The organism is Clostridium sp. AF15-41 (genome assembly GCF_003604095.1).
Taxonomy (GTDB): Bacteria; Bacillota; Clostridia; order Lachnospirales; family Lachnospiraceae; genus Coprococcus.
The window spans coordinates 1-16,409 of sequence record NZ_QTMQ01000021.1 but is presented as its reverse complement, the minus strand read 5'-3'; the positions used below and the strand labels follow the sequence as shown (position 1 = coordinate 16,409).

General features: G+C 38.1%; 21 protein-coding genes. 18 read left to right on the top strand and 3 right to left on the bottom strand.

Annotation, left to right across the window (positions count from 1 at the left end; translation table 11 throughout):
• Nucleotides 1–5 precede the first annotated feature (5 nt).
• The 16 genes from DWW43_RS11630 to DWW43_RS11555 all read left to right on the top strand — a co-directional run bounded on the left by DWW43_RS11630 (nucleotide 6) and on the right by DWW43_RS11555 (nucleotide 11,660).
• Nucleotides 6–1,874, top strand: a complete 1,869-nt coding sequence (locus DWW43_RS11630; protein ID WP_119963690.1) for a TIGR03960 family B12-binding radical SAM protein — start codon at nucleotides 6–8, stop codon at nucleotides 1,872–1,874.
• Entirely contained in the window at nucleotides 1,849–2,547 is a 699-nt protein-coding gene (locus tag DWW43_RS11625) for a TIGR03936 family radical SAM-associated protein (protein WP_119963688.1), read from the top strand. Before DWW43_RS11630 ends, DWW43_RS11625 begins: the two co-directional genes overlap by 26 nt.
• Nucleotides 2,547–3,713, top strand: a complete 1,167-nt coding sequence (locus DWW43_RS11620) for a ribonuclease E/G (RefSeq protein WP_119963686.1) — start codon at nucleotides 2,547–2,549, stop codon at nucleotides 3,711–3,713. The genes DWW43_RS11625 and DWW43_RS11620 overlap by 1 nt, the downstream gene beginning before the upstream one ends.
• 104 nt (nucleotides 3,714–3,817) lie before the next feature.
• Nucleotides 3,818–4,126: a 50S ribosomal protein L21 gene (rplU, locus tag DWW43_RS11615; protein WP_008400876.1), complete on the top strand. Its 309-nt coding sequence runs from the start codon at nucleotides 3,818–3,820 to the stop codon at nucleotides 4,124–4,126.
• Nucleotides 4,127–4,132: 6 nt separating this feature from the next.
• Nucleotides 4,133–4,459 (top strand): ribosomal-processing cysteine protease Prp, encoded by a 327-nt coding sequence (locus DWW43_RS11610; RefSeq protein ID WP_119963684.1) that lies wholly within the window; start codon nucleotides 4,133–4,135, stop codon nucleotides 4,457–4,459.
• Nucleotides 4,460–4,464: 5 nt separating this feature from the next.
• On the top strand, nucleotides 4,465–4,752 hold the full coding sequence (gene rpmA, locus DWW43_RS11605) for a 50S ribosomal protein L27 (protein ID WP_004850948.1): 288 nt from the start codon (nucleotides 4,465–4,467) through the stop codon (nucleotides 4,750–4,752).
• A 94-nt stretch (nucleotides 4,753–4,846) separates the two neighbouring features.
• The gene (gene obgE, locus DWW43_RS11600) at nucleotides 4,847–6,136 is read left to right on the top strand and encodes a GTPase ObgE (protein WP_119963682.1); all 1,290 of its coding nucleotides are present in this window, start codon (nucleotides 4,847–4,849) and stop codon (nucleotides 6,134–6,136) included.
• Between the two features lie 66 nt (nucleotides 6,137–6,202).
• A complete protein-coding gene (gene yhbY, locus DWW43_RS11595; protein WP_008400872.1) occupies nucleotides 6,203–6,493 on the top strand; it encodes a ribosome assembly RNA-binding protein YhbY in 291 nt (96 codons plus the stop codon).
• 16 nt (nucleotides 6,494–6,509) lie between these two features.
• Nucleotides 6,510–7,130 carry a nicotinate (nicotinamide) nucleotide adenylyltransferase gene (gene nadD, locus DWW43_RS11590; RefSeq protein WP_165853075.1) on the top strand — a complete coding sequence of 207 codons (621 nt, stop codon included), beginning with the start codon at nucleotides 6,510–6,512 and terminating at the stop codon, nucleotides 7,128–7,130.
• An 89-nt stretch (nucleotides 7,131–7,219) separates the two neighbouring features.
• A complete protein-coding gene (yqeK, locus tag DWW43_RS11585) occupies nucleotides 7,220–7,819 on the top strand; it encodes a bis(5'-nucleosyl)-tetraphosphatase (symmetrical) YqeK (protein WP_119963678.1) in 600 nt (199 codons plus the stop codon).
• A gap of 71 nt (nucleotides 7,820–7,890) precedes the next feature.
• Complete coding sequence (gene rsfS / locus DWW43_RS11580; RefSeq protein WP_021943889.1) at nucleotides 7,891–8,244, top strand: ribosome silencing factor; 354 nt, start codon at nucleotides 7,891–7,893, stop codon at nucleotides 8,242–8,244.
• Between the two features lie 19 nt (nucleotides 8,245–8,263).
• Nucleotides 8,264–9,451, top strand: coding sequence for an HD-GYP domain-containing protein (locus tag DWW43_RS11575; protein ID WP_119963676.1), 1,188 nt, complete (start codon nucleotides 8,264–8,266; stop codon nucleotides 9,449–9,451).
• Between the two features lie 16 nt (nucleotides 9,452–9,467).
• Nucleotides 9,468–10,229 carry a hypothetical protein gene (locus tag DWW43_RS11570; RefSeq protein ID WP_119963674.1) on the top strand — a complete coding sequence of 254 codons (762 nt, stop codon included), beginning with the start codon at nucleotides 9,468–9,470 and terminating at the stop codon, nucleotides 10,227–10,229.
• Nucleotides 10,230–10,460: 231 nt separating this feature from the next.
• Entirely contained in the window at nucleotides 10,461–10,841 is a 381-nt protein-coding gene (locus DWW43_RS11565) for a hypothetical protein (protein ID WP_119963672.1), read from the top strand.
• A gap of 1 nt (nucleotide 10,842) precedes the next feature.
• Nucleotides 10,843–11,373: a HEPN domain-containing protein gene (locus DWW43_RS11560; RefSeq protein WP_119963670.1), complete on the top strand. Its 531-nt coding sequence runs from the start codon at nucleotides 10,843–10,845 to the stop codon at nucleotides 11,371–11,373.
• 2 nt (nucleotides 11,374–11,375) lie between these two features.
• Nucleotides 11,376–11,660, top strand: coding sequence for a hypothetical protein (locus tag DWW43_RS11555; protein WP_119963668.1), 285 nt, complete (start codon nucleotides 11,376–11,378; stop codon nucleotides 11,658–11,660).
• Between the two features lie 120 nt (nucleotides 11,661–11,780).
• Here DWW43_RS11555 and lexA read toward each other — a convergent pair whose 3' ends face one another.
• On the bottom strand, nucleotides 11,781–12,404 hold the full coding sequence (gene lexA, locus DWW43_RS11550) for a transcriptional repressor LexA (RefSeq protein WP_119963666.1): 624 nt from the start codon (nucleotides 12,402–12,404) through the stop codon (nucleotides 11,781–11,783).
• A 281-nt stretch (nucleotides 12,405–12,685) separates the two neighbouring features.
• Here lexA and DWW43_RS11545 point away from each other — a divergent pair, with 281 nt between their 5' ends.
• Complete coding sequence (locus tag DWW43_RS11545; RefSeq protein ID WP_119963664.1) at nucleotides 12,686–13,012, top strand: LysM peptidoglycan-binding domain-containing protein; 327 nt, start codon at nucleotides 12,686–12,688, stop codon at nucleotides 13,010–13,012.
• A gap of 176 nt (nucleotides 13,013–13,188) precedes the next feature.
• Here DWW43_RS11545 and DWW43_RS11540 read toward each other — a convergent pair whose 3' ends face one another.
• Nucleotides 13,189–13,944: an ATP-binding protein gene (locus tag DWW43_RS11540; protein ID WP_119963662.1), complete on the bottom strand. Its 756-nt coding sequence runs from the start codon at nucleotides 13,942–13,944 to the stop codon at nucleotides 13,189–13,191.
• A 319-nt stretch (nucleotides 13,945–14,263) separates the two neighbouring features.
• Here DWW43_RS11540 and DWW43_RS11535 point away from each other — a divergent pair, with 319 nt between their 5' ends.
• On the top strand, nucleotides 14,264–15,319 hold the full coding sequence (locus tag DWW43_RS11535; protein WP_008400858.1) for a tyrosine-type recombinase/integrase: 1,056 nt from the start codon (nucleotides 14,264–14,266) through the stop codon (nucleotides 15,317–15,319).
• A 299-nt stretch (nucleotides 15,320–15,618) separates the two neighbouring features.
• Here the strand turns inward: DWW43_RS11535 and DWW43_RS11530 are convergent, their stop codons facing one another.
• Nucleotides 15,619–16,233, bottom strand: coding sequence for a cytidylate kinase-like family protein (locus DWW43_RS11530; protein WP_044944971.1), 615 nt, complete (start codon nucleotides 16,231–16,233; stop codon nucleotides 15,619–15,621).
• Nucleotides 16,234–16,409: the final 176 nt, after the last annotated feature.

Sequence of the window (16,409 nt, the reverse complement as noted above, 5' to 3'; positions counted from 1 at the left end):
ACAAAATGAGAAAGCTTGCATTATCAGATGAGATTTTAATGAGTATCGAAAAACCTGCCAGATATATCGGAGGGGAATATAACAGTGTCATGAAGGACAAGGAGCAGGTCGATGTCAGATTTTGCATGTGTTTCCCGGATGTGTACGAGATCGGAATGTCCCATCTTGGCATCCAGATTTTATATGACATGTTCAACCGGAGAGAAGATACCTGGTGTGAACGTGTCTATTCTCCGTGGCCGGATCTGCATAAAGTTATGAAAGAACAGCACATTCCGTTATTTGCCCTGGAATCTCAAGATCCTTTAAAAGAGTTTGATTTTCTTGGAATCACACTTCAGTATGAGATGTGTTATACGAATATCTTACAGGTGCTTGATCTGGCAGAGATTCCGATCTGGTCGAAGGATCGGAAAAAGGGTGATCCGATCGTGATCGGAGGAGGTCCCTGTTCTTATAATCCGGAACCGATCGCTGATTTCTTTGATATTTTCTATATCGGAGAGGGCGAGACGGTATACGGAGATCTGATCGAATTATATAAGATCTATAAACATTCCGATATGACAAGAGAAGAATTCCTGATCAAGGTGTCACAGATTCCGGGGCTTTATGTGCCGGCTCTTTATGATGTCACTTATCATGAGGATGGAACGATCGCATCCTTTGGGCCAAAATATGAAGGCGTTCCAAAGACGATTCTGAAGCAGGTAGTTACGGATATGTCATCTGCTGTCTATCCGGAGAAGCCGGTTGTTTCTTATATGAAGGTTACACAGGACCGTGTTGTATTAGAGATCATGCGTGGCTGTATCCGTGGATGTCGGTTCTGTCAGGCGGGTATGATCTATCGTCCGACCAGACCGAAGGATGTAAACGTACTGAAGCATTATGCAGAGGCTATGTTAGACAATACCGGTCAGGAGGAGATTACCTTCAGTTCGCTTAGTTCCAGTGATTATCAGTCACTTCCTGAGCTTACGGACTGTCTGATCGAGAAGATGGACAACAATCATGTCAATATCTCCCTGCCATCTCTCAGAATCGATGCATTTTCCCTTGATGTTATGCAGAAGATTCAGGATATCAAGAAGAATTCCCTGACATTTGCACCGGAAGCCGGAACACAGCGATTAAGAGATGTTATAAATAAAGGCCTGACGAAAGAGAATATATTAAATGGTTCGTTACAGGCGTTCCTTGGTGGCTGGAATAAGGTCAAGCTGTACTTTATGATGGGACTTCCGACAGAGACTTATGATGATATTACAGGTATTGCAGACCTCTCAGAGGAGATCAGTGAACTGTATTTTGCAAATATCCCAAAAGAAAAACGGGATGGCCGTGTCATGGTATCGGCTTCCGCATCTTATTTCGTACCAAAGCCATTTACACCATTCCAGTGGGCGCCGATGATAACACCGGAGGAATTCCAGAAGCGTGCGTATTTTGTAAAAGATAAATTCCGCGAAGCAAAGAACCACAAGAGTCTGAAATTCGCATATCATGAGGCGGATATTACGATCCTGGAAGGACTGCTTGCCAGAGGTGACCGCAAGCTCTGTCAGGTAATCTACGATGTCTATCAGTCAGGACAGATCTTTGATGCGTGGACGGAATATTTTGATAAATCAAATTGGGACAATGCGCTTGAAAAGAATCATATAGATATCGGCTTCTATACCTATCGTGACAGAAGTGTAGATGAGATCCTTCCGTGGGATTTCATAGATATCGGAGTGACAAGAAAGTTTATGGAAAAGGAATGGGAGCGCGCACAAGCAGAGGTCGTTACACCAAACTGCCGGATGCAGTGTTCCGGCTGCGGCGCAGCAAAGTTTGGAGGAGGTGTTTGTTTTGAAAATAAGAATTAAATACTCCAAGCTTGGGAATCTGAAATTTATCGGTCATCTGGATGTCATGCGATATTTCCAGAAGGAGATCCGTCGGGCGAAGCTGGATATCAGTTATTCCAAAGGTTATTCCCCGCATCAGATCATTTCATTTGCAGCTCCGCTTGCACTTGGAATTACATCGGATGGTGAATATTTTGACGCGGAATTTAATTCTGTGACAACTTCGACTGAGATGATTGAAGCTTTAAATGCGGTATCCGTTGATGAGATACATGTTACGAAATGTGTGCAGATCCCGGAGGATGCAAAGAATGCTATGTCGATTGTTGCTGCATCGGATTATGAGATCACATTTCGGGAGCAGAATGATCTAAGCGAAAAGCTGCTTGCTTCTGTGGATGAACTGAATAAACAGGACGAGATCATTGTATTAAAGAAAACAAAAAAGAGTGAAAAAGAAGAAAATATCCGTCCAGGTATTTTAAAGCTGGAACGGAGAGGTGACGGTATCTACATGCTGTTACAGACAGGAAGTGTCTATAATCTGAAACCGGAATTAGTGGTAAAGGCATTATATGACCTTTGTGGTGAGACCTATGATTTCTTCCGAATCTATATTCACCGACTGGAAACTTATTATGACAAAGACGGCTCATTACAGCCGCTTTATATGGCAGGTGAAGAATTCTGATGAATAAGCTTGTAATAACAAATTATGAAGATCATATACTGGAAACGGTTTATTCGGATGGGAAGCTGTCAGATCTGATGTTATTTGACCGTCAGTCCATTTTATCGAATATCTATGTCGGCAAGGTAGAAAATATCGTGGCCAATATTGACGCTGCTTTTGTCGATATCGGCACAGGGCTTCCATGCTATTACAGCATCAGTGATAATAAACATATATTTTTAAATGCAAAAAAAAATTCTGTGTTAAAAGCCGGAGATGAGATCCTTGTGCAGGTGAGCAAGGACGCGATCAAGACAAAGAATCCGGTCGCCACATCAGAGATCGAGTTAAAGACAGAAAATCTGCTTGTAAATACATCAGGCAGGATCGGTATATCCGGAAAGATCCGAAAGAAAGAGACAAGAGATCATCTGCACCAACTGGCGAAGAGGGTATTGCCGGATGGATTTGGCTGTATCTTGCGGACAGTATGTCAGGAACTGCCGGATGAAGCGATATTGTCTGATTTGAGCGAACTATCCGAACAATTAAAACAGATCATACAGACAGCAAAGACCAGAACCTGTTATTCCTGTCTGTATAAGAATGATGCAGAATATCTCGATTATTTTATATTAAAGCATAATGCCGGACTTCAAGAGATCGTAACAGATCAGAAGCTGGTATTTGATGAATTTGCAATGTATCTGTCGGAAAAACAGATCACGGATGTGAAGCTTACCATGTATAATGATAAGAACTGTAATCTGTTGACTTTATATAATCTACCAAGAGATCTGGAAAATCTGAAAAAGGAAAGGGTATGGATGAAGTCGGGTGCCTACCTGGTGATCGAACAGACGGAAGCAATGGTCGTGATCGATGTAAATACCGGTAAATCGGTCGATAAACATTCCTTTGAGGAGCATCTGCTCCGTATCAATTCTGAAGCGGCAGTAGAGGTGTGCAGACAGTTAAGATTGCGGAATCTGTCGGGGATCATTGTAGTTGATTTTATAAATATGAAGCAGCCGGGCTCGATGGATGTTATAAAAGATATTCTCGAACAGGAGCTTGCAAAGGATTCTGTTCCTGCAGCATTTGTGGATGTTACTAAGCTTTCCCTGGTGGAACTGACCCGAAAAAAAATTCGCAAATCGTTGAAAGAACAGTTGACAAAATAAAACCAAAATGGTAAAGTGTACTAGTGTGCCGCACAGTGAGGTATAAGTTTGCATATTTTTATGCGACACCACAACTGGCGAGTTTGATTAAGGAGGTAAACCCTATGTACGCAATTATAGCAACAGGCGGTAAGCAGTACAAGGTAGCTGAAGGAGACGTAATCAGAGTTGAGAAGCTTGGAGCAGAAGCTGGCAGCGAAGTAACATTTGACGACGTTATTTTAGTAAGTACTGATTCAGACGTTAAATGTGGTGATGCAGTTGCAAACGCAACCGTTACAGCATCTGTAATTGGTGATGGCAAGGCTAAGAAGGTAGTTGTTTACAAGTACAAGAGAAAGACTGGCTATCATAAGAAGAATGGTCACAGACAGGCTTATACACAGGTTGAGATCAAGTCAATCAACGCATAATCTGTTATGATAAAGGTAACCATTTATAAAAATGCTAATTCAGACACGATGGGATTTTATTTATCCGGTCATGCAGGATATGCAGATTCAGGATCTGATATCGTATGCAGTGCTGTATCGGCACTTGCGATCACAGTTGTGAATTCTGTTGAAAGCTTTTGTGAGGAAGCATTTCATGTAGACAGCGATCAGAAAAACGGAGATATGAAGTTTCTGTTTGATGAACAGCCGGGACATGATGCCTTACTGATCATGGGAGTGTTTGAGACAGGTATTACGGATATCAGTGAATCCTATAGTGATTTTGTTTGTATAACCTTTAAGGAGGTGTAATTGAAATGATGAAGATGGAACTTCAGTTTTTTGCTCATAAAAAAGGTGTTGGTTCTACTAAGAACGGCAGAGATTCCGAGTCTAAGAGATTAGGAGCTAAGCGCGCTGACGGTCAGTTCGTTAAGGCTGGAAACATCCTTTACAGACAGCGTGGAACAAAGATTCATCCAGGTCTTAACGTTGGTATCGGCGGAGATGATACATTATTCGCTACAGCTGATGGTATCGTTAGATTTGAGAGAAAGGGTAGAGATAAGAAGCAGGTTTCTATTTACCCTGTAGTAAATGAGTAATATTACTTAGTTTATGCATGTTATTAGCCGGAGTAAATATAGTTTATTCCGGCTTTTTCTTTACATACGGATGTATGTATAAAGGAGGAAAGCAATGTTTGCAGACAGAGCCAGAATATTTATCAGAGCAGGAAAAGGCGGAGACGGACATGTATCCTTCCGTCGGGAGAAATACGTGCCGGACGGAGGTCCGGATGGCGGAGATGGCGGCAAAGGTGGAGACGTGATCTTTGTAGTAGATGAAGGTTTGAACACCCTGACTGATTTCAGACATATAACAAAGTACAGAGCACAGGATGGCGAACCGGGCGGTAAGAGAAACTGTCATGGCGCAAATGGTGCAGATGTTGTATTAAAAGTTCCACCTGGAACTGTCATTAAGGATTCTGAGACAGGGAAAGTGATCCTTGATATGGCAGATAAGAAAGAGCCGGTCGTACTGTTAAAGGGTGGACGAGGCGGACGAGGTAACCGTAATTATGTTACGTCAACCATGCAGGCTCCAAAGTATGCACAGCCGGGACAGCCGGCAAAAGAATTGATCGTTGATCTGGAACTTAAGTGTATCGCAGATGTCGGTCTTGTTGGTTTCCCAAGCGTAGGAAAATCAACATTTCTTGCAAGAGTTACAAATGCAAGACCAAAGATCGCAGAATACCATTTTACGACACTGACACCGAATCTTGGCGTAGTAGATCTCGGAGAGCATAACGGATTTGTTATTGCAGATATTCCGGGAATCATCGAAGGTGCAGCAGAGGGTGTCGGACTTGGTCTGGAATTCCTGCGTCATATCGAACGTACAAAGGTGATCATCCATATTGTCGACGCAGCTTCGATCGATGGCAGAGATCCGGTGAATGATGTAAAGATCATTAATGAAGAATTGAAAAAATATAATAAAGATATCGAAAGCCGTCCAACGGTTATAGCGGCAAATAAGATCGATGCCTTAGACGAGATTGGTTATGAGACCGTGATCGAGATGTTAAAGGAAGAATTTGAAAAAGACGGTGTAAAGATATTCCCGATCTCAGCAGTATCCGGCAAGGGTATTTCCGAGCTTTTATGGTATGTCAACGACCTTGTAAAGAATGCACCGGATGATGTGGTTGAATTCGAACCGGAGGTTGATCTCGACTTCCATGATAACCCGGATCTTCCGTTTGAGGTCAGCTATAATGAAGAAGATGAAGTATATGTGATCGAGGGACCTCGTATTGAACGTATGCTTGGATATACGAATCTGGAATCAGAAAAAGGATTTGAGTTCTTCCAGAAATTCTTAAAGACAAACGGTATCTTAGACCAGCTGGAAGCGCTTGGAATCGGCGAAGGCGATACCGTTCGTATGTATGGACTGGAATTTGACTATTATAAATAAAGATAAATGTGATAACAAACCGGCAGGCGATCCTGCCGGTTACAGGATATAAGTTAGGAGTATACTATGACAAGTAAGCAGAGAGCATATTTAAAAGGACTGGCAATGAATATCGATCCAATCTTAAACATCGGTAAGAGTTCCCTGACACCGGAATTTACACAGTCTGTAAATGAAGCGTTAGAGGCAAGAGAGCTGGTTAAGATCTCAGTATTAAAGAATTGTCTGGATGATCCGAGAGAAATGGCTGCCATGATCGCAGAACGTACCAAATCAGAAGTCGTTCAGGTTATCGGCCGTAAGATCGTATTCTATCGTCCATCCAAAGAGCATAAGAAGATTGAACTTCCAAAATAATATGAAAGATCAGAATATGAAGATTGGTATTTTAGGCGGCAGCTTTAATCCGGTTCATAACGGCCATCTGGAGCTTGCAAAACAGGCTCTGGAGCAGTTTGCACTGGATCAGATCTGGCTGATGCCGAATCATATCCCGGCATACAAGAAGTGGGACAGATCGGTTACAAATGAAGACAGACTCCATATGGTAGAACTTGCAGTAAAGGATCATGACGGACTTCGTTGTTCGGATCTGGAATTACAGCGTGGCGGAGTTACCTATACCGTTGATACACTGGCACAGCTACATGAACAGTATCCGGATACGGAATGGTATTTTATCATGGGTGGGGATTCAATCCTTGCATTTGACAACTGGAGAGAGCCGGGCAGGATTCTTTCTCTCTCTAAATTGATCGTTACAACGAGAGATCAGATCCAGGCGGAAGATGTCGATGCTAAGATCCGGCATTTAAAGAAAATATATGCAGATGCGGATATCATACAGATGCAGATCCATCCGGTTGATGTGTCATCGTCCGGCATCCGGGAAGCTGTTAAAACAGGACAGGATATATCAGGAGCTGTACCAATGGCAGTATGCCGCTATATTAAGGAATATGGGCTATATCAGACGGATGAAAACCTTGATTAAATCCTTGATCAACAGACAAATAATTGACGCAGATTGGTAAAACAGTATAATATAGTGCAGGAATAGTTTACAGGAGAAGGGGCAGAACAATGAACAGACAGGAAATGAGAGATAAACTTCAGAAAAAACTGACAGATCGAAGATTTGAACATTCATTAGGGGTAGAATATGTATCTGGCTGTCTGGCTATGGTACATGATGTAAATGTAGAAAAAGCAATGACTGCCGGACTGTTACATGATTGTGCAAAGTGCCTTTCACCAGAAGAAAAGATCGAGCGTTGTACGAAGAATAATCTTCCAATCAGCGAATGTGAATATAATAATCCTGAACTCCTACATGCCAAGCTTGGGGCATTTTATGCAAGGGAAAAATATGACGTAAAGGATCCTGATATTCTGTCTGCGATCGCATGTCATACCACAGGAAAACCGGCAATGAACATGCTTGAGAAGATCCTGTTTGTTGCAGATTATATAGAGCCGAACCGGAAACCATTAAAGGAGATCGAGGAGATCCGGAAGGAAGCATTTGCCGATATTGACAAATGCATCGTTCATATCCTGAAAAATACTTTATCGTATCTTGATACTACAACGGATGATACCGATCCGATGTCGATCGATACCTATAATTATTATGTTGCTCACCAGGCGGTAGCGGATAAGCTGAAAGAAGTCGATATTTAAACAGGCAACAATAAATAAACAGATGGGGTACAATATTAAAATCAATATACAGAGCAGGAGGAGCGTCATATATGAATACAGCACAGGAAATGGCAGCAATTGTTTATAAAGCCCTGGATGATAAAAAAGCCTTTGATATTAAGATACTTGATATTAAAAAGATCTCTGCTGTAGCTGATTATTTTGTTATTGCAGACGGAACAAACAAGAATCAGGTACAGGCGATGTGCGACAGTGTGGAAGAAGAAATGCACAAAGCCGGATATTCTTTAAAAAGTGTGGAAGGATATTCACAGGGAGGATGGATTTTGTTAGATTATTATGATATAATTGTTCATATCTTTTCGGATGAGGCACGCAGATTCTATGATATCGAACGCATCTGGAATGATGCAGCCGATGTAACAAAGGATTTACTTTCATAGATATGTTTTTGGGGTAGGTATGAACGATAACAGATTATTAAAAGACAATTATATAAAGATCAATCATATAGCAGCGAAGTGTATGCGTTTTTTTGTTGCACTGATAGTTGCGTTATGGGCATTTGCATTTTTCAGCAGAGAATGTAACCTTGTAGTGGTTACGATATGTATGGTTCTCTGCTGTATTTTTTCGCTTATTCCGACACTTGTTATTGACTTTTTCAAGCATGACAGGAATGAGGCAATCAAATATGTAGTCATATGTATCGCAGTTTTTAACTGTATGATATTGAGCTCTGTATTTTCCCATATGGCACTGGTTGTCTGGATCTTCCCGATCCTGCTGACATCGTTATATTATAATAAGACGCTGGTCGTATTTACTGCGCTGATGTCTACTGTCGGTGTTATCCTTGCAGATTTTATCAATCTTACATACTGTGATTTCATGGTTGCGCCGATTTATCTGGACTATACAGACAGCATGGTCTTATCGGTATTTCCATGTGTGATCACGATTCTGATCCTGTCACTCGTTGCATACTTCATTGTATCCAGAAACTCTACGATGCTGAATTCCGTAATTGATAACGCAGAAGAAGTAAAGAGCAATCAGAAAGAGCTGATATTTGCATTTGCTGAATTATCCGAGAGTAAATCAAAATATACAGGAGAACACATCAAACGTGTAGCAGATTACATGCGGGTGCTCGGAAAGGCATCCGGTTTTGATGATGATTACGTTGATAAGCTGTCAACGGCTGCCATGATGCATGACATCGGAAAGCTTATGATCAGTGAGGAGATCCTGGATAAGCCCGGTAAACTGACAGATGAAGAATATGCGATCATGAAAAGTCATGTTCTCTATGGTGATGCACTTCTGGAGCATTGTCCGGGTGAGATCATGCAGATTGCAAGAACGATTGCAAAGGAGCATCATGAACGCTGGGACGGAACAGGATATCTAGGTATGAAGGGTGAGGAGATTGCCTATATCAGCCGTTTAATGGCGGTATGTGACGTTTTTGATGCACTTACCTCTGAACGGTACTACAAGCGCGGATGGTCCGTAGAAGAGACGTATAATGAGATCGTAAGCCTGTCCGGAAAACATTTTGATCCGCAGGTTGTAGAGCTGTTCAAGCAGAACTTTGATGCATTCAAGGAGATCGCAGAGAGACAGCCGGATAAACAGGTATATTAAGAGAGAGAGGGATTTTATGAGAGGATTTAAAAGAACTGTTAGTTTATTAATTGTTATATGTGTGATGATCACATGTTGTTCTGTGAACACGAATACTGCTGAAGCTGCTGCAATTACAGTTAAAAAAGGCAGCGAAATTTCGGAAATAAAAATTAATGAAACAACTCAAAAGGTTACTGCAAAGGAAATAAGCCATAAAGCCGGCTGGTATAAAAAGTCAGGTGTGCAGTATTATTTTAATAAGAATAAAACGACGACATCTTATAAATGGGAGAATAAGACTCTTTATCAGTGGAAAAACGGTAGTTTTAAAAAATATAATGGTGTCTGTAAGTTAAGTGATGGTAAATATTATTACTTTAAAAAAGGTAAGAAAACAGCATATTCTGTAAAAAGTAATAAATGGAAAAAAGATAAGAAATCAGGACAGCAGTATTTCTTTTATAAAAATTCAAAATCTGCGTCTTATTTATATGATTCAAATAAAAAGACTGTTAAGAAGTGGAATAAATCTAAAAAGCAATATGCCCTGTGTACCGGATATGTAACATTAAGCGACGGTAAACGCTATAAGTTTACCAATGGTAAAAAAGATGTAACGAAAGTTACTCCTGCAAAAAAATACAATGATATTCCAGGTCCTGTAGATAATATATTAAATAGTGGAAGAGCTTATAATTCAATACGTGATGGAAGCGGTAAAATAAAATGTTATACTGATAATTATGGAAATATTTATGATGCAAATGGTAATTATACTGGAGAAAAATATCAATAATTATTAAAAAGGAAAATGTTTATGATTTATGATAAAATAGAAAATATTTATTCGGATGTATTGAAAGAATATTAAAGATTAAATAGTTTTATCGAAAGCTAAAATTCATTTTTGAAAGCCATTATTAGAATTTATATAAATGTCTAGACCTTTTATAAATATCTGAATCTCTGTTATAAATAATATGAATAGTTTAAATATTATATCTGATGTGAATTTGAGGTGAATAAAATGCAGAATGATCATATAGATCTGGCAGAATTAATAAATGCGAACAATCCTAATCTATGGGATTTTGAAATTTTAGATGGTGTCAGTTTTATGAATTGTAACCGGATTCACCCTTTAAAGCAAAAAGAAATCCAGAAATTAGTAAATAGCTGTGCCGAGGATAACGGACTTGATGCATTAATTATATTTGGTAGTTCGGTTGAATTTCGTTGTAACTCAAAAAGTGATATAGACATGGTAGTTATACGAAATGATGGTTATAAAAAAGTACCGAATATTTTTTTTGAAATAAATAGTGACGTCGATATTTTGTTTGATATTGGTGAACGTTTAAAAAAGATTTTGTGGGAGCACGGTGTATTAGTTTACAGGAGGGGATAGTATGTGTGATATTCGATATTTCAGAATGGCACGACATCATTTTATATCAGCAAAAGAAGCATTAAAATGTTTTAGTTGGGATGAACTATTTATTAATGATACTGCTTACAAACTTCAACAGTGTGTGGAATTTACATTAAAAGCCTTTTTGGAATGTAAAGGTGTAACAGTGCCGGAAACTCATCAGCTAAATAAACTGATTCGTATGTCGAAGGATAACGGATCGGCATGTATAATAACAGAGTGGTTGGAGAAAAATGCAATTCAAATAACAGAATGGGAGAGTCAGACCAGATATAATTTTGATTACTATCTTGAATTACAGCAAATTCAGGAAGCAATATCTGAAATTGACAAATTTCTGAGCGTAAACGGCTTAACAGATATTAGGGATCCGGAAATAACGAAGGATATCGAAGAAAAATTGTTAAGCATAATTCCTAAAAATTACGCTCCTACAGACAATTTTGAATTAAATGTGTATTATCATATATTTAAGAAAAGATTGAGTCAGAAAAAGGTTGCTGAATAAAAATGCATTCAAAAAAATCAAAACGGCTATGTGAAGCAGCAAATGGTTCGGACTGGATGCCATGCCTGATGCAGGAACTGCCAACAGATGCGGAACCATTTAACCTGCTTATGATCGTTACGGGTAAAACGGATGATATATGCGGTAAATATTCCTATCAGCTAGATGATTATATGAATAAACGCGGTATCGAATATATCTTTTATGATATCACAGGCGGTCATCAGACGGTAGTATGGCAGAATGCCTTATATAATTATGCAAAGAAGCTGTTTGTAAATCAATAAAATGCACCTCTGAAATGATCAGGCATTTATTATGCCGATCATATTGAGGTGCATTTTTGATGTGCAAAATATATTTCTGTACTAACCGTTTTTATCCGGAAAGCACTTATCTAAATCAGATCAGATAAAATTACGGAACAGACCGATCACACGTCCAAGGATCTCACAATGTTCAACAATGATCGGGTCCATATAATCATTTTCCGGCTGTAAACGAATATAACCGTTTTCTTTGTAAAATGTCTTAACTGTTGCTAAATCCTCGATCAATGCAACGACGATCTCGCCGTTTCTGGCAGAAGAGCACTGCTCAACAATCACAAGATCCTTTTCATAAATACCTACATTGATCATACTGTCACCCTTTACACGAAGCATAAAGGTCTGGTTATTCGTATTATGAATATATTCCGGTGGAACAGGGAAATAGTCTTCGATGTTCTGTTCAGCAAGGATAGGCTGACCACAGGAAACCGTTCCAACGATAGGAATGTTTACCAGTTCCCGTTTGGTAAGTGAAAAATCATCGTCTATGATCTCAATTGAGCGGGACTTTGTCAGATCCCTTCTAATATAGCCCTTTGCCTCTAATGATGATAACTGAGCATGTACAGAAGAAGTAGACTTCAGATCAACAGCTTGACAGATCTCTCTGATTGATGGCGGATACCCCTTTGCAAGAATCTCATGACGTATATATTCAAGGATCTGCGTCTGCTTATCCGTGAGCTTTTCTTTTCCCATATGTAAATCCTCCTAAATGTAATAAAAAACTTATATGAATAATAGTAGCACATAATTGTTCGTTTTGCAAACAAATGTTCTCTTTCTTGTGTGCGTTTTTTTACCCATCCATACTGGTATTATAAAGGAGTCATCGGGATATGACGAATATATTTTCGAACAATCCATACAAATGTTCGAAAATATATTGACAAATGAACAACTGTTCGATATAATTTATTCAAACATTTGTTCAGAAGATTATATTACATATAGATTTGAATTCTAAGGAGGAAGAGAACATGAATAACGTAGTAAGATTTATCAGTACAAAGAAGATTTTCATTATAGCAGGTATTATCCTGGTTACAGTATTGTATATCCTTATATCACATAGGGATTCACCGGCAACCAGCGCATCGAACGCAAGTAAGAAATATTATAAATGTATCACCATAGAAGACGGAGATACCCTTTGGGATATCGCAAATGAATATAAGACAGAAGAGTATGCTTCCACACAGGCTTATATCGATGAAGTGCTTGCGATGAATAATCTGAATACAGATGTCATCGTAGATGGAACTAATTTACTGATTCCATATTATAAAGTAAATGATTACGAATAAATAATAAAAAGTACCTGTTATAAAATGTTATATGGTTTATCTGTTTAAAACAGATTTGCCTTATAAGAGGATAAAAACAGATACTTTTTTATTCAAAATATAACTATATATATTTATAATACACAGAATTCGTGGTATAAAGAATCATAATTATCGAATTACATAATAGAATGTGCTTATTTGGCATCTTTATTGTAAAGTCTTGGATTGTCGATCTTTACAGGCCAGCCATCCGGAGTTCCCCGTTCGATAGCGGAAAAAATCCGCTGCTTGCAGCCGGGAGTTTCCTTTTCCAACTTCGCCAGAGTTTGTTTTGCATATTCACGTTTCGTATATCCATCAGCAGGACAAGGGCTCTTGATAACAGGAAGCTGCATATCATTCTTAAAAGAGATAATTTCACCTTCGTTTATATACATAAGAGGGCGAATAACCATCAATTCACTTTTATCCAGATATGTTTTAGGTGAGAATGTATGGATTCTGCCTTCATATAATAATGACATAAGGAAGGTTTCAATAAAATCATCCTTATGATGCGCATAAGCAATCTTGTTACATCCAAGATCATTTAATTTCTGATTTAATGCGCCTTTTCGCATTTTAGCGCATAAAGAACATGGATTTTTCTCTTTACGGATATTAAATACAATATCATATATTTCTGTATCTACAATATAATAAGGAACATCTAGTTCTTTACATAATTGGTCTATCTTTGTTGTATCAAAATTATCAAAGCCGAGATTAACTGTAATTGCGATCAGATCAAATTTTTTTGGATAGAACCGTCGTAATTCAGCCAGAGCATAGAGTAAGGTCAGGCTGTCTTTACCACCGGAAATGCCAACTGCAATTTTATCACCATTATCGATCATTTCATATGAATCGATGGCACGTCTTGTATAACTTAATAACTTTTGTAATTTCATATAATTACCTCAAAATGATAAGATTTATTTCATAACCGTGTATATTATACTTATAAAAGGAATTGGTTTCAAGAAAATATTGATGAAAGAATTGCACTCAGAGGCAGAGTGTGATATAACTAATTTAGCAGATATAACTTTTCGCAAAACTCAGGTTTTACGAAAAAACATAATTAAATATACACCACATTTAAATGATATTCTGCAATTACATCAATTTTTGATATACATTTAACAGATATTATATATAAAAACATACACGGAATCAATAAATAATATGTAAATATATTGTTAGTAGAAAGGAAAAAGGTAATTCCAAATGGCAAACGAATATACAAATGACATCAATATAAAAAATACAATTCTTCTGCGAAATATTCTAGCAGAGCTTCCTTCATATGTTAAGATTGTTTTTCGTGGGATTGAAAATCGAACTTCATCCAGAACACGGCTTGGATATGCCAGAGATATAAAAACATTTTATAACTTTTTATGCAGTGAATGCCCACAGTTTCGAGGACGAAAACCGATTGATATCACATTGGAGGATATCTCAGCCCTCGAAGCTGAAGATATTGAAGAATATCTGGAATATCTTAAGTATTATGAAAAGGATGGAAAGGTCTATACGAACGCTGAACGGGCTATTAAACGCAAATTATCTGCATTAAGGGTATTCTATGCATATTTGTATAAAAACGACCGTATAAAGTCAAATCCGGCTGAAAAAGTGGATATGCCAAAGATTCATGGTAAAACAATAACCAGACTGGATACAAATGAGGTCGCAGATTTCTTAGATGCTGTTGAATATGGTGATCATTTAACCAAACACCAACAGGCATATCATGCAAAGACAAAGGTTCGTGATCTTGCAATTTTGACTCTCATGCTTGGAACAGGTATCCGTGTATCTGAATGTGTTGGAATCGATCTTAAAGATGTGGATTTTAATAACAGCCGCGTAAAAGTTACCAGAAAAGGCGGTTATGAATCTTATGTTTATTTTGGTGATGAAGTTACAGACGCATTAACAGATTATCTTGAGGAACGCAAACATATAGAGCCGGTATCAGGATATGAAAATGCTCTCTTCCTCTCCAGCCAAAAAAAACGAATGTCTGTTCGGTCTGTTGAAATGCTGGTAAAAAAATATTCAGAAGGCGTTATCCCTTTGAAGCATATTACTCCGCATAAATTAAGAAGTACCTATGGCACGGAATTGTACCGAGAAACCGGTGATATTTATCTGGTTGCGGATGTTCTTGGTCACAGCGATGTAAATACAACAAGAAAACATTATGCAGATATGGATGAGGACAGGCGGCGAAGTGCCAGGAATCGTGTTCAATTACGAGAAAAACGTGATGATTAAATCAGTTGTAACTCCCCTATGCAATAAAGTATAAACGTTATTAGAATAAAGAACATTCTTTGAAAATTAATAAAAGAATAATATTAAGTATTTGATATGAAAAATGCGCCGGGAAATATCTCTCAGCGCATTTTTTCATTATGTAATATCGTGAGCATAACTCACTCAATGCATTCGAAAAATCGTCCCTTGCAAGCAAGCGATTTTTCATCATTATATCATGTGCTTCGCACATTCTATGCATTTCGCAAAATCAGCATCCTTGCGAGCAAATAATTTTGCGTTCATTATATCATGGTCTAATACTTTGTAACGGCATCGTATAACATATCTACACAATTATCAATTCCAAACTGGCTGGAATTCAGGCAGATGTCATAGCCTTTCATCTCACCCCAACGCTTGGACGTGTAATAATTGTAATAGGATGCTCTTGATTTGTCTTCTTTGCGGATCAGATCCTTTGCTTTCGCATCTGTAAGTTCGTATTTCTTTGCAATACGTTTTATACGATCATCAATATCTGCATATATAAATGCATTTACAACGTTAGAATAATCTCTTAAGGCATAATCTGCACAACGACCTACAAATACACAGGTACCATCTTTTTCAGCAATAGATTTGATAGTGTCAAATGCAGCCAGAAAAACTTTATGATTTAATGGCAATTCACCGGATGTTCCGAATCCTAATGAATATGGATCCATAACTAATGTATAGAGAAAACTGTTTGTTGGTTTCTCGTCAAAGTTCTCAAATAATTCTTCGCAGATACCACTGTCTCTTGCTGCGATCTTTAAAAGTTCCTTATCATAAAACGGAATACCAAGTTTTTCAGCAAGTTTCTGTCCAACTTCTCTTCCGCCGCTTCCAAACTGTCGTCCTATTGTTATAATTTTATTGCAAGCCATAATAAAAGCCCCCTTTGCAAGTATGATTTTTATTTGCTGTAAAAAACAAACTACGGTTTTCTGTATAAAAACCATAAAATTGTTTATTTTTTATAATAAAAATTATAACATTTCCACAAAAAAATGTAAATCAAAAAATTCGTTTTATATCTAAAAATAATATAAAACGAATTTAA

Coding starts and splice junctions, on each gene's coding strand:
- DWW43_RS11630 (WP_119963690.1), top strand. CDS start 6: ATGAGAAAGCTTGCATTATCAGATGAGATTTTAATGAGTATCGAAAAA.
- DWW43_RS11620 (WP_119963686.1), top strand. CDS start 2,547: ATGAATAAGCTTGTAATAACAAATTATGAAGATCATATACTGGAAACG.
- rplU (WP_008400876.1), top strand. CDS start 3,818: ATGTACGCAATTATAGCAACAGGCGGTAAGCAGTACAAGGTAGCTGAA.
- DWW43_RS11610 (WP_119963684.1), top strand. CDS start 4,133: ATGATAAAGGTAACCATTTATAAAAATGCTAATTCAGACACGATGGGA.
- rpmA (WP_004850948.1), top strand. CDS start 4,465: ATGATGAAGATGGAACTTCAGTTTTTTGCTCATAAAAAAGGTGTTGGT.
- obgE (WP_119963682.1), top strand. CDS start 4,847: ATGTTTGCAGACAGAGCCAGAATATTTATCAGAGCAGGAAAAGGCGGA.
- yhbY (WP_008400872.1), top strand. CDS start 6,203: ATGACAAGTAAGCAGAGAGCATATTTAAAAGGACTGGCAATGAATATC.
- nadD (WP_165853075.1), top strand. CDS start 6,510: ATGAAGATTGGTATTTTAGGCGGCAGCTTTAATCCGGTTCATAACGGC.
- yqeK (WP_119963678.1), top strand. CDS start 7,220: ATGAACAGACAGGAAATGAGAGATAAACTTCAGAAAAAACTGACAGAT.
- rsfS (WP_021943889.1), top strand. CDS start 7,891: ATGAATACAGCACAGGAAATGGCAGCAATTGTTTATAAAGCCCTGGAT.
- DWW43_RS11575 (WP_119963676.1), top strand. CDS start 8,264: ATGAACGATAACAGATTATTAAAAGACAATTATATAAAGATCAATCAT.
- DWW43_RS11570 (WP_119963674.1), top strand. CDS start 9,468: ATGAGAGGATTTAAAAGAACTGTTAGTTTATTAATTGTTATATGTGTG.
- DWW43_RS11565 (WP_119963672.1), top strand. CDS start 10,461: ATGCAGAATGATCATATAGATCTGGCAGAATTAATAAATGCGAACAAT.
- DWW43_RS11560 (WP_119963670.1), top strand. CDS start 10,843: ATGTGTGATATTCGATATTTCAGAATGGCACGACATCATTTTATATCA.
- DWW43_RS11555 (WP_119963668.1), top strand. CDS start 11,376: ATGCATTCAAAAAAATCAAAACGGCTATGTGAAGCAGCAAATGGTTCG.
- lexA (WP_119963666.1), bottom strand. CDS start 12,404: ATGGGAAAAGAAAAGCTCACGGATAAGCAGACGCAGATCCTTGAATAT.
- DWW43_RS11545 (WP_119963664.1), top strand. CDS start 12,686: ATGAATAACGTAGTAAGATTTATCAGTACAAAGAAGATTTTCATTATA.
- DWW43_RS11540 (WP_119963662.1), bottom strand. CDS start 13,944: ATGAAATTACAAAAGTTATTAAGTTATACAAGACGTGCCATCGATTCA.
- DWW43_RS11535 (WP_008400858.1), top strand. CDS start 14,264: ATGGCAAACGAATATACAAATGACATCAATATAAAAAATACAATTCTT.
- DWW43_RS11530 (WP_044944971.1), bottom strand. CDS start 16,233: ATGGCTTGCAATAAAATTATAACAATAGGACGACAGTTTGGAAGCGGC.